Origin of the sequence: Duganella sp. FT27W (assembly GCF_009295655.1) — a bacterium.
GTDB lineage: Bacteria > Pseudomonadota > Gammaproteobacteria > Burkholderiales > Burkholderiaceae_D > Rugamonas > Rugamonas zoogloeoides.
This window is the reverse complement of the sequence record NZ_WHIV01000004.1, coordinates 909,682-920,954: the sequence shown is the minus strand read 5'-3', so window position 1 is coordinate 920,954 and position 11,273 is coordinate 909,682. Positions and strand designations below refer to the sequence as shown.

The following is an 11,273-nucleotide window of genomic DNA, read 5'->3' as shown; positions in this document are numbered from 1 at the left end:
GCAGATTGGCTATGAGAATGGAGAGTAGAACAATCCCACACAAAAAACAATGACAATAATTAGGGTCGGAGTCGAATTAATTTTTTAAATATCCTTAGAATTTTTTATTAGGGACAGAGTGGATTGGGCGCTAAAAAAACCGCAGTCACTGAATTTACTGCGGCTTTAAATCGATTTTTATGCGGTTTCTTGCTTGATCTTGAATGGTCGACCTCGCTTTGCTGGTAGCACCCGGCGCTTGACCTTGTTTTGTAAGGCGGCCTTGAACTGCTCCGAGCCCAGCGGCCAGCCCTTGAGCAGGGCGTTGCCGATGCGGGTGATATCGTCGCTGGTAATCACCAGCTCGAACAGCGCCACGTAGGCCGCCTCGCGCTCGAACGGTGTGTTGCCCAGTTCCCAGAACTTCGGATGATCGATGATCAGCCCGTCCGGGCGGATGCCCGCGTGGTGGCAATAGCTGGACCAGCGGTAATCCTCGTGGCGGGCCGCCAGGCTGCTCCTGACCGGGTTCGATTCGATGTATCGGCTGCACAACATGAAATAGGCGTCGGCGTCGATCAGCGAGGTCTTGTAGCGTCCGTTCCACAAGGTGCCGCTGCGGCCGTATTTATGGTTGAAGTACGGCACGTAGTAGCGGCCGACCCACTGCATCATCTGGCCCAGGCCGTCCTCGTCGGCGGGTGTGACCAGCAAATGCAGGTGATTGGGCATCAGCACGTAGGCGTGGACTTGCACCTTGTAGGTCTTGGCGGCCGCGCGCAGCCAGCCGAGGAAGGCCAGGTAGTCGTCGTCGTCGTGGAACACCGGTTGCTCGTTGTTGCCGGTCTGGATGACGTGGTGCGGCTGGTGAGGGACGATCAGGCGGGGCAGGCGGGCCATAGGTGCGCAGCAAGGGAATCAAAGCGCCATCTTACTCTGTCCCCAATAAATTGGGCAAGCGGCAAAATGAATTGCCGCCTTGTCCCTATTTATTTGAAAGTTGCTAGTTAAGCGTTACGACAGGTTGAAACTGGCGGACAGGCTGTAACCTTCACCATAGGCGCTGCGCAGCGGCAGGTCCTGGCCCAGGCCGGTGCGGGCCTTCTTGCGCAGGCGGTACACCAGCATGTCCACCCGGCGCCCGGCGTCGGGGTCGTCGCCGCCGATGCCGGCCACGATCACCTGGCGCGGTACTGGCCGGGTGTTAATCGTCAGCAGGTGCAGGAAATTGCATTCCTTTTCGGTCAGGGTGATGGCCGTGCCCTGCAGTTCCAGTTGGCGCGCGCTCACTTTCAGCGTCCACTTGCTGGGCGCGGGCGCGGTTTCCTGCGGTCCCACGCGGCGGTCGAGCGCCTCGATGTGGGCGGCCAGTTCCGGGAACTTGATCGGCTTGGTCAGATAGTGGTCGGCGCCCAGGCGCAGGCCCAGGATGCGGTTGTCGAACGCCACGCGCCCGGTCAGTACCAGCAGGCCGATCTGGGGATACAGCTGGCGCATGCGCGGGATGACGTTGAAACCGTCTTCGTCGGGGAGGCCGAGGTCCAGCACGACCACGCCCACGTTGCCGTGGCTCAGCGCGGTCCACATATCGCTGGCATTATTGGTGATGTGCACCTCGTGTTGAAGCTCAGTCAAGAACTCCGCCATTTCCTCGGCGTAGTCCAGATTGTCTTCCACGATCAGTATTTGCGTCATTGATGCGCCATTCGATGTTTTTACGGACAAACTGCCCAGTGTGCTGCGTCTTCAGCGTCGTATATCGAAAGGATTATCACTGTTGCTATCCACTCGCGCAAGGCTTTTCCCGGGCTTGGCGGCTGCCGGCAGCCAAATCCGAAATTCCGCGCCGCTTTCAGAAACATTTCTGACCGTGACAGTACCGCCGTGGACATCGGCAATCGAGCGCGCCATGTATAGTCCCAGGCCCGAGCCGGCCACGCCGGCGGCGTTGGCGCCGCGCGTGCCGCGTCCGAAGATCGTTTCCAGTTCGGCCTCGGGCACACCGGCGCCATGGTCGCGCACCAGGAATTCGACGCCGCCCTCGGGTGCCATTTTGCCCGCCAGCTGCAGCGGCGTGTCGGCCGGCGTGTATTTGATCGCATTGTCGAGCAGGATTTCCAGGCACAGGCGGATGCCGGCCGGGTCGCACCGCATCCATTGCGGCAGCGCCTCGATATGCAAATCGACGCGGGCGCGGCGCGTGCGCGCGCCTTCGGCAGCTGATTCAAGCAGGTTGGCCGGTGAAATCTCGTCCGGCTGGCGCGCGCGGCCGATGCTGGCCATGCGCTCGGGCGACAGGTAGTCGTCGAGCATGGCCAGCATGCGGTCCACCGCCGTCTGGATCTTGCGGTAGCGCTTGCGCGTGCCTTCGTCGTGGTGGGCGCCGGTCATTTCCAGGCGCTGGACCGCGCCATCGATCGTGGACAGCGGCGTGCGGAACTCGTGCGACAGCATCGAGGCGAATTTCTTTTGCTGGTCGGCCAGCGCCCGCCGCTCGGTCAAATCGCGCACCACGCCCAGCACCGAGACCGGCACGCCGTCGGCACCCGTCATCAAGGTCGATTCGATTTCCACCGGCACCGGGTGGCCGTCGGCATGCGGCAACTCGGTTTCGCGCACCAGGCGTTTTCTGCTCAGGTCGCCCGACTCGTAGCGGTCGAGCCGGGGCGCCAGTTCCTGCGCCAGGTCCCAGGCCAGCGCCCGGGCAGTTTCCAGCGTGTAGCCGAACTGGGTTTTAGCGGCATGGCTCAACCATTCGAGCTCGCCGCTGGCGCAGTCGATCATCCAGCTCACTTCGCCGCTGTGATCGAGCAACTGGCGGTAGCGCGCTGCCTCCTGCTGCGACTGCCGCAGCGCCTCTTCGAGTTCCGCGATGGTCGCCATGATCGATTACTCGACCAGTGGCGCGAAGATTTGTTGCAGGTCCTCTTGCGTGAGTGCCATTTTTTGCGACTCCCCTTCTGCCAGGATCGATTGGGCCAGGTCCGATTTCTTCTGTTGCAGGATCTGGATTTTTTCTTCGAGCGTGCCCTTGGCGATCAGTTTATACACGAATACCGGCTTGTCCTGGCCGATGCGCCAGGCGCGGTCGGTGGCCTGGTTCTCGGCGGCCGGGTTCCACCATGGATCGTAGTGGATCACGGTATCGGCCGCCGTCAGGTTCAGCCCCACGCCGCCCGCTTTCAGGCTGATCAGGAAAATCGGTACCGCGCCCTGCTGGAACGCCGCCACTTGCGCGCTGCGATCCTTGGTGTCGCCGGTGAGCAGCGCGTACGGAATGTCACGCGCTTCGAGTTCCTGTTCGATCAGTTCGAGCATGCTGGTGAACTGCGAGAAGACGAGGATCTTACGCTTCTCTTCCAACAAGTCTTCCACCATTTGCATCAGGTCGATCAGCTTGGCCGAACCAGCGGTCTGCTTTTTCGACGACAGCGATTTCACCAGCCGGGGATCGCAGCACACCTGGCGCAGCTTGAGCAGCGCCTCGAGAATGACGATCTGGCTGCGCGCCACGCCCTTGCGGTCGATTTCGTCGCGCACTTTCTGGTCCATGGCCAGGCGCACGGTTTCGTACAGGTCGCGCTGGGCGCCGGTCAGTTCCACGCGACGCACCATCTCGGTCTTCGGCGGCAGTTCCTTGGCCACGTTGTCCTTGGTGCGGCGCAGCAGGAACGGCTTGATGCGGCGGTTGAGCAGGGACCGGCGCAGCGGATCGTCCTGGCGCTCGATCGGGTGGCGGAACACGGTATTGAAGCCCTTCTCGTCGCCGAGCAGGCCGGGCAACAGGAAGTGGAATTGCGACCACAGCTCGCCCAGGTGGTTTTCCAGCGGCGTGCCCGACAGGCACAGGCGGTGGCGCGCGCGCAGCAGGCCGGCGCTCTGGGCGGCCTTGCTGCGGGTGTTCTTGATGTAATGCGATTCGTCAAGGATGACCAGGTGGAAATCGTGCTCGCGCAGCTTTTCCTCGTCGCGCGGCAGCAAGGCGTAGGTGGTCAGGACCAGGTCGGCGCTGTCGATCTGGTCGAACTGCGCCATGCGGTCCTTGCCCTGCAACAGCAGCACTTTCAGGTCGGGGGCGAAGCGCGCCGCCTCTTCCTGCCAGTTGCCCATTAAACTCGTTGGGGCAATCACCAGGGCCGGGGCGGTCAGGCGTCCGGCTTCCTTTTCCACCAGGATGTGGGCCAGGGTTTGCACGGTCTTGCCGAGGCCCATGTCATCGGCCAGGATGCCGCCGAAGTTATATTCGCGCAGGAACTGCATCCACGACAGGCCATCGGTTTGATAGTCGCGCAAGGTGGCGCGCAGGCCGGCCGGGGTGGCGATGCGTTTGACGGCGCCGAACTGGTTCAGGCGCGCGCCCATGTCGCGCAGTTCCTCGCCGCCGGTCCATTGCATCTCGACATTGCGGGCCAGTTCATCGAGGCGCGCGGCATCGAGCGTGGCCATGCGCAGCGAGGTCTTGATCTTGTCGTTGAAATACAACTCGCCCAGGGTACCGAGGATGGGCTTGATGCGCGCCCACGGCAGCGCCACCCGGGCGCCGTCCGGCAAGGTGGCCAGCATCTGGTCCTCGTCGCCGTGGTGAGCAATGGCCTTGGGCGTGAAATCGTTGGGGGCGCCACGGATCAGTTGCACCAGCACGGGCAACAGCGGCACCCGCTCCTGGTCCACCAGGATGCCGAGCTCGAGGTTGAACCAGGTGTTGCCGCCGTCTGCCTCGTCGGGCGCCACGTCGGCATACCAGTCGCCCACGTCGCGCATGTCGTAGCGGTACTTGGCGGTCTTTTCCAGCTTCCAGCCGGCTTCCTTCAGTTCTGCCAGGCCGGCGCGAGCAAAGCGGATCCAGGCGGCCTGGTTGGGCAACAGCAAGCCGCCCTTGAGGCTGCTGAGCGGCAGCGTGGTGGGAGCGCTGAACGCGCGCTCGGCCAGCAGCGCCAGCGCGGCGGCTTCGGCCGCTTCGTCGCGCGCGATGATCTCGGTGACGTCGCCCTTCTGGCGCACCACGCGCTGCGACGGATCGAACGACACGCGCTCGCCGTCGTAGTCGAACGACAGCACGGCAAAGTCGTGCCAGCGTTGCAGCGAACCGTCGGCCAGCATGGCGGCGTCGAGCGTGAGCACGGGGCGCGGCTTGACGTCGTCGCGCAGGCGCTGCGGCAGCGGTTGTGGCAGCGGCATCAGCTGTTGCAGGCCGTGGGCCAGCAGCAATTGCGATACGCGCATCTTGTCGTGGTTGGTGAGCAGCGGCGCCTGCGCCACCAGCGCCTGCAGGTCAGCCAGCGGAATCGCGGCGCCGCCCTGGTTCAGTTGCAGCACGCCGCACGACAGGTTGTCGATATACCACGGCGGATCGGTCGGCAACATGTAATCGACCTGGTCGGCGCCGCTCTGGCTGGCATGGCGCGCGCCGGGCGCCGGTTGCACGGCCCAGCCCAATCGCAATCCTTTACCCTCTTCGCGCCAGGCCAGGTTGGCTTCGCGCAGCACGCCGCCTTTGAGCGGATACACCAGGCCGTTACCGACGTCGGACCAGGAGTTGGCCCACAGCAGCTTGTCCTGGTCGGCCAGCATTTGCAGCAGTGCTGCGCCGATCTTGCCGCGCGGCTCCGTGGCCGAACCGGTCTGCGAATTCTGGCCGCTGCGCATCGCGACAAAAAAGCGCACCAGGTCTTCGTCGCCCGCGACCAGGAAGTTGGGCGGCGCCGACAGCAGCGAGAAGATTTCGCTGACCGGCGTGGCCGCCGCGACGTCGCCGTTGGACCGCAGCCGCGCCTTGTACAGGCACAGCGCCACGTGACGGCCGCCGCTGGTGGGCGCCAGCACGTAGATCAGGCGGTACTGGGTTTGCTTGGGGTCGGCATCGACGGGCGGCGGCGTGAGCTTGGCCTTGGGATGCGCTGCCGCATCGACCCGCTGCAACCACGTGGCAACAGCGTACGAGAGTTGATTCGCAGGGGGCGTCAGGCGCGGAGGCACGGCCGGCGCCGTTGGAACAGCTGGGGCAGCTTTTACTTCGGAAGCGTCGTCGCGGGTAAAATCCATGGGTCGCATTGTTGTTCAAAGATGGTTCAAAAACGGCAACAGGCGATATTATCCGCCATACACGCGTTCGTGTTTGCGGATTCTATCGAAAACCCGCCATTCAATCGGTGTTTCCACGCGCATTAGTCACACAACCGCGCGCACACAGTCTGTTTGGGCTGTCAAGACTGGCACATTCGCCAAGATTGCGTATGATTCCGGGCTTGACTGCTCAGGATACCCGCTCATGTTGCCTTCCATCGAACAACGCCTCGCCCTCGAACTTGCCGCCAAACCGGCCCAGGTTTCCGCCGCCATCGCCCTGCTGGACGAAGGCGCCACCGTGCCGTTCATCGCCCGTTATCGCAAGGAAGCAACTGGCGGCCTCGACGACATCCAGCTGCGCCTGCTCGAAGAACGCCTGCGCTACCTGCGCGAGCTGGAAGATCGCCGCGCCGCTATCGTGGCATCTATCACCGAACAGAACAAGATGACGCCGGTCTTGCTAGATGCGGTCATGCACGCCGAAGACAAGACCCGCCTGGAAGATTTGTATCTTCCATACAAACAAAAACGCCGCACCAAGGCACAGATCGCCATCGAAGCGGGCCTAGCGCCGCTGGCCGACGGCCTGCTGGGCAACCCCGAGCTGAACCCGGAAACCGAGGCGGCCAGCTACCTGCGCGAGGCGTTTACGACGACCGATGGCAACAATCCCGGTGTGGCCGACAGCAAGGCCGCCCTCGATGGCGCGCGCCAGATCCTGATGGAACGCTTTGCCGAAGATGCAACCTTGCTGCAATCGCTGCGCGAATACGTGCAAGAGCATGGCATTGTCCAGTCGAAAGTTATTGAAGGAAAACAAGAAGAAGGCGAAAAGTTCGCCGATTATTTTGATTATTCCGAACCCCTGGCCAACGTTCCTTCGCACCGCGCGCTGGCGCTGATGCGTGGCCGCCGCGAAGGCATCCTCGACGTCGCGCTGCGCCTCGACAGCGAGCCGGAAAAGCCGAAGTGGGATGCGCCGCACAATCCGTGCGAGAGCCGCATTGCCGCCCGTTTCGGCATCAGGCAGCAGGGCCGCCCGGCCGACAAGTGGCTGGCCGACACCGCGCGCTGGACCTGGCGCGTAAAAAGTTTCATGCACCTCGATACTGAACTGATGGGCGCGCTGCGCGAAAAATCCGAGCTCGACGCCATCAATGTTTTCGCTACCAACTTGAAAGCCTTGCTGCTGGCGGCGCCCGCCGGCCAGCACGCGACCATGGGTCTCGATCCCGGCCTGCGCACCGGCGTCAAGGTGGCAGTGGTCGATGCCACCGGCAAGGTGGTCGATACCGCCGTGATCTATCCGCACCAGCCCAAGAACGACTGGGACGGTTCGCTGCACGTGCTGGGTAAGCTGGCCGCCAAGCACAATGTTTCCCTGATTTCGATCGGTAACGGCACCGCGTCGCGCGAGACCGACAAGCTGGCGCAGGATCTGATCAAGCGCCATCCTGAACAAAAAATGAGCAAGATCGTCGTCTCGGAAGCAGGAGCGTCAGTGTATTCGGCATCGGAATTCGCCTCGCGCGAGTTGCCGGACATGGATGTGTCGCTGCGCGGCGCGGTCTCGATCGCGCGCCGCCTGCAGGATCCGCTGGCCGAACTGGTAAAAATCGATCCGAAGTCGATCGGCGTGGGCCAGTACCAGCACGATGTGTCGCAAACCCAGCTGGCGCGCACGCTCGATGCCGTGGTCGAGGATTGCGTCAACGCGGTGGGCGTCGATGTGAATACGGCGTCCGCGCCGCTGCTGGCGCGCGTGTCGGGCCTGTCGGCGTCGGTGGCGCAGGCGATTGTCACGTACCGCGATGCCAAGGGTGCATTCACGTCGAGGAGCGGCCTGAAATCGGTGCCGCGCCTGGGCGATAAAACCTTCGAGCTGGCAGCGGGCTTTTTGCGCGTGACCGGCGGCGACAATCCGCTCGACGCGTCGGCCGTGCACCCGGAATCGTATCCGCTGGTGCAAAAGATCCTGGCCGACATCAAGAAAGATATCAAGGGTGTGATCGGCGAAGCCGCCCTGATCAAGTCGCTGAACCCCGCCAAGTACGCGGACGATAAATTCGGCGTGCCGACCATCACCGACATCTTAAAAGAGCTGGAAAAGCCGGGCCGCGATCCGCGCCCTGAATTTACTACCGCCACCTTCAAGGAAGGCGTGGAAGAAATCCGCGACCTGCGCCCGGACATGATTTTGGAGGGCGTGGTGACCAACGTGGCCGCGTTCGGCGCGTTTGTCGACATCGGCGTGCACCAGGATGGCCTGGTGCATATCTCGGCGCTGTCGAACACTTTTGTCAAAGATCCGCACGCGGTGGTCAAGGCCGGCCAGGTGGTCAAAGTCAAGGTGCTGGAAGTGGATGAAAAGCGCAAGCGCATCGCCCTGACCATGCGCCTGACCGACAGCGCCCCCCAGGCCGGCGCCCAGCCGCAGCAGCGCGCCGACCGCAACGACCGCAAGAGCATGGGCCAGCATCAGAAACAAAGCGCCCGCGAGGCAGCACCCAGCGGCAGCATGGCCGCCGCGTTCGCCAAACTGCGGGGCTAAAATTTGGAATGCGCTTTGCGATACGCGCAGGGCGCATTTCTTATAAAATGTCGCCATCTATTTACTTCATTACCGAGGCAGCTATGAGCGACGTACAATCCTGGATCAAAGAGACCGTGAGCAACACCCCGGTGGTGCTGTTCATGAAGGGCACTGCCCAGTTCCCGCAGTGCGGCTTTTCCGGCCGTGCCATCCAGATCCTGAAAGCTTGCGGTGTTGAAAACATTGCCACCGTCAATGTGCTGGAAGATCCGGAAGTTCGCCAGGGCATCAAGGACTACTCGAACTGGCCAACCATTCCCCAGCTCTACGTCAAGGGCGAGTTCATCGGTGGTTCGGACATCATGAACGAAATGTTCGAATCGGGCGAACTGAAAGCCCTGTTGAATGGCTGATCGCCCGCTGCGGCTGATCGTCGCCATCACCGGCGCCACTGGCGCCATCTATGGCGTGCGACTGCTGCAGCATTTGCAACATATACGGCGTGTCGAGACCCACTTACTGGTCTCGGACGCTGCCGTGCTGACCTTGCACCAGGAAACAGGGCTGCAGCGGCGCGATGTCGAGGCGTTTGCCCATGTCGTGCACAAGGTGCGCGATATCGGCGCGTCGATTGCCAGCGGTTCGTTCCAGTCGGATGGGATGGTGGTGGCGCCGTGCTCGATGAGGACGTTGGCATCGGTGGCGCACGGCTTGTCGGACAACCTGATCACGCGGGCGGCCGACGTGGTACTCAAGGAGCGCCGGCGCCTGGTGCTGATGGTGCGCGAAACTCCGTTCAACCTAGCGCACCTGCGCAATATGACGGCGGTGACGGAAATGGGCGGCATTATCTACCCGCCCCTGCCCGGCTTTTATCACAAGCCACAATCGATCGAAGAGATGGTGGATCACACCGTGGGCCGGGTGATCGACCTGTTCGGCATCGACCACGCACTGACGCCGCGCTGGCATGGCATGAAGCCGTCCGGCGCAGCACCCGGCTGCGACGAGAGTGAGCAACCGTAGCTGCAAACTCAGTTGCACCCGTAGTTGCAACCTCGGTCGCAAACTCATTCGCCACTTCAGCTGCAAGCTCGCCGGCAACCTCAGCCGGCCACGCCACCCGCTTCTTACCGCGCGCCGAAACGCAGGCCGTCTTCCGCTTTTTTCAGTTCCCTGGCTTCTTCCACCATGCGACGGTCGGCGATGCGCTTGCGCATGACTTCGGCATGTTTGGCGGCCGTCATGGGCGGGGCGGTCATTAATTCCTTCAGCTGCGCGACGTTGCTGTAGTTACTTTTCATATGGCTGCTCAAAGGCTGGACTCCAAGTAATCACGACCACTGCAACGGTATCAACTGACGTTGCAAGTCAGCGGTGCTGACGCCCTATTGTGCCTGAAATCGGTAACCGACCCATGACAATTCGCAAACGTACTTCAAATAAAAAAGTAACGTTGATGGACATCAATACCGCGTCCAGAATTCCGAACAAAAAGCGGAAAAGTCATGAAACAAGGTTCACACGGCAACAGTGCAACCGGCCTTTTCCGGCACTGCAAAAACCGCGCAAGTTTATTACTTTTGGTAGTTAACCCGCACCAGCATGCGAATAAATTCACGGGCAATTTGCTTGTGATGTTCATCTAGGCGCTGTAAATCGGCAATTAACTTGACGTCGGCCGACTCGAAGCGCGAGACACCGTTGGCGCCTTCGCCTTCCGGGGTGCCGTGTTCGGCGCCACCAAAGCGCAGCCATTCGGCAGGCACGCCCAGCCATTGGGCGATCATGCGCAGCTTCTCCTGGGTCGGTATCGCCTCGCCCACCAGCCATTTACGGGCTGCGTGGACGGTAATCGGTCGCCCGTCAAAGCGGATGTTGAACTCGCGCGCCAGCCGGGTGGGGCTGTCAGGAGAGTAATGGGCATTCTTCAGCGCTTGCTGAAGGCGCTGGCTAAAGCTTTCGCGTTCATTAGAGGAATTCATCGTTGCACTATTTCATGTTGCGTCATGAAAGTCAGTCTCTTGAAGCGGAGCTTGATTTGTGACGCTGTGTGGTTCTGAAGTTAACATTATCGGCTCTGCCAAAAGCAGGAGAGGTCCAGGGAGTGAGCGAATTTTATTTTGTTTTTTGCCGTTGTGGAACACTAAACTGTGGAGAGCGATAAATCAAGAAATGTCGCAAGTAGCGGCTGCCACGCTACAATGACCACTAACGTTAACGTAAGCGGAAATCCAACAATTATTTTGCCGATGTCCACCTATACCATTACCGAACTTGCCCGTGAATTCGACATCACGGCACGCGCCATCCGCTTCTATGAAGACCAAGGGCTGCTCAGCCCGTCACGTGAGGGCACTGGCGGACGCAACCGCGTGTACACGCCGCGCGACCGCACCCGCCTCAAGCTCACCTTGCGCGGCAAACGGCTGGGTTTGCCTCTGTCCGAAATCCGCGACCTGGTCGATATGTACGAAACGCCCAAGGATACGGCGGTACAGATGAACCATTTCCTGGGAGTGCTGGCACGCCACCGCGAGACCCTGGAGCAGCAGCGCGAAGACATCGAAATGACCTTGGCCGAGATCACCGCTCACGAAGAGGAATGCCGGCGGCTGATCGCGGCGGCAGCCGAGGGCAAGTCAACGCCCTCGGACTGAGCACGGTTGACGTTTACGTTAACGTCACTCAAGAG

Annotated in this window: 10 protein-coding genes; 4 read left to right on the top strand and 6 right to left on the bottom strand. The window is 61.6% G+C overall.

Annotated features, from left to right (window positions below):
- Window positions 1-177 precede the first annotated feature (177 nt).
- From F8197_RS21140 to F8197_RS21125, 4 genes are all read right to left on the bottom strand, one after another.
- Window positions 178-879 carry a transposase gene (locus F8197_RS21140; protein WP_152883464.1) on the bottom strand — a complete coding sequence of 234 codons (702 nt, stop codon included), beginning with the start codon at window positions 877-879 and terminating at the stop codon, window positions 178-180.
- Between the two features lie 114 nt (window positions 880-993).
- Window positions 994-1,674: a response regulator transcription factor gene (locus F8197_RS21135; protein WP_019924141.1), complete on the bottom strand. Its 681-nt coding sequence runs from the start codon at window positions 1,672-1,674 to the stop codon at window positions 994-996.
- A gap of 51 nt (window positions 1,675-1,725) precedes the next feature.
- The gene (locus F8197_RS21130; RefSeq protein ID WP_152883463.1) at window positions 1,726-2,862 is read right to left on the bottom strand and encodes a PAS domain-containing sensor histidine kinase; all 1,137 of its coding nucleotides are present in this window, start codon (window positions 2,860-2,862) and stop codon (window positions 1,726-1,728) included.
- 6 nt (window positions 2,863-2,868) lie between these two features.
- Complete coding sequence (locus F8197_RS21125; RefSeq protein WP_152883462.1) at window positions 2,869-6,021, bottom strand: DEAD/DEAH box helicase; 3,153 nt, start codon at window positions 6,019-6,021, stop codon at window positions 2,869-2,871.
- Window positions 6,022-6,247: 226 nt separating this feature from the next.
- On the opposite strand from F8197_RS21125, the gene F8197_RS21120 reads away from it, so the two are divergent.
- The 3 genes from F8197_RS21120 (at window position 6,248) to F8197_RS21110 (ending at window position 9,604) form a co-directional block, all read left to right on the top strand.
- Window positions 6,248-8,596 carry a Tex family protein gene (locus F8197_RS21120; protein ID WP_152883461.1) on the top strand — a complete coding sequence of 783 codons (2,349 nt, stop codon included), beginning with the start codon at window positions 6,248-6,250 and terminating at the stop codon, window positions 8,594-8,596.
- 83 nt (window positions 8,597-8,679) lie between these two features.
- The gene (grxD, locus tag F8197_RS21115; RefSeq protein WP_019924147.1) at window positions 8,680-8,991 is read left to right on the top strand and encodes a Grx4 family monothiol glutaredoxin; all 312 of its coding nucleotides are present in this window, start codon (window positions 8,680-8,682) and stop codon (window positions 8,989-8,991) included.
- The gene (locus F8197_RS21110) at window positions 8,984-9,604 is read left to right on the top strand and encodes a UbiX family flavin prenyltransferase (protein ID WP_152883460.1); all 621 of its coding nucleotides are present in this window, start codon (window positions 8,984-8,986) and stop codon (window positions 9,602-9,604) included. Before grxD ends, F8197_RS21110 begins: the two co-directional genes overlap by 8 nt.
- A 104-nt stretch (window positions 9,605-9,708) precedes the next feature.
- Here F8197_RS21110 and F8197_RS29200 read toward each other — a convergent pair whose 3' ends face one another.
- Window positions 9,709-9,840 carry a hypothetical protein gene (locus tag F8197_RS29200; RefSeq protein WP_255473013.1) on the bottom strand — a complete coding sequence of 44 codons (132 nt, stop codon included), beginning with the start codon at window positions 9,838-9,840 and terminating at the stop codon, window positions 9,709-9,711.
- A gap of 315 nt (window positions 9,841-10,155) precedes the next feature.
- A complete protein-coding gene (locus F8197_RS21105; protein WP_056142892.1) occupies window positions 10,156-10,563 on the bottom strand; it encodes a hypothetical protein in 408 nt (135 codons plus the stop codon).
- A gap of 267 nt (window positions 10,564-10,830) precedes the next feature.
- Between F8197_RS21105 and F8197_RS21100 the strand changes: the two genes are divergently transcribed.
- Window positions 10,831-11,238, top strand: coding sequence for a MerR family DNA-binding transcriptional regulator (locus tag F8197_RS21100; protein ID WP_152883459.1), 408 nt, complete (start codon window positions 10,831-10,833; stop codon window positions 11,236-11,238).
- The last annotated feature ends 35 nt before the right edge of the window (window positions 11,239-11,273 follow it).

Bases quoted from the DNA above. Each gene is read 5' to 3' on its own strand.
- F8197_RS21140 (WP_152883464.1), bottom strand. From the start codon at position 879: ATGGCCCGCCTGCCCCGCCTGATCGTCCCTCACCAGCCGCACCACGTC.
- F8197_RS21135 (WP_019924141.1), bottom strand. From the start codon at position 1,674: ATGACGCAAATACTGATCGTGGAAGACAATCTGGACTACGCCGAGGAA.
- F8197_RS21130 (WP_152883463.1), bottom strand. From the start codon at position 2,862: ATGGCGACCATCGCGGAACTCGAAGAGGCGCTGCGGCAGTCGCAGCAG.
- F8197_RS21125 (WP_152883462.1), bottom strand. From the start codon at position 6,021: ATGGATTTTACCCGCGACGACGCTTCCGAAGTAAAAGCTGCCCCAGCT.
- F8197_RS21120 (WP_152883461.1), top strand. From the start codon at position 6,248: ATGTTGCCTTCCATCGAACAACGCCTCGCCCTCGAACTTGCCGCCAAA.
- grxD (WP_019924147.1), top strand. From the start codon at position 8,680: ATGAGCGACGTACAATCCTGGATCAAAGAGACCGTGAGCAACACCCCG.
- F8197_RS21110 (WP_152883460.1), top strand. From the start codon at position 8,984: ATGGCTGATCGCCCGCTGCGGCTGATCGTCGCCATCACCGGCGCCACT.
- F8197_RS29200 (WP_255473013.1), bottom strand. From the start codon at position 9,840: ATGACCGCCCCGCCCATGACGGCCGCCAAACATGCCGAAGTCATGCGC.
- F8197_RS21105 (WP_056142892.1), bottom strand. From the start codon at position 10,563: ATGAATTCCTCTAATGAACGCGAAAGCTTTAGCCAGCGCCTTCAGCAA.
- F8197_RS21100 (WP_152883459.1), top strand. From the start codon at position 10,831: ATGTCCACCTATACCATTACCGAACTTGCCCGTGAATTCGACATCACG.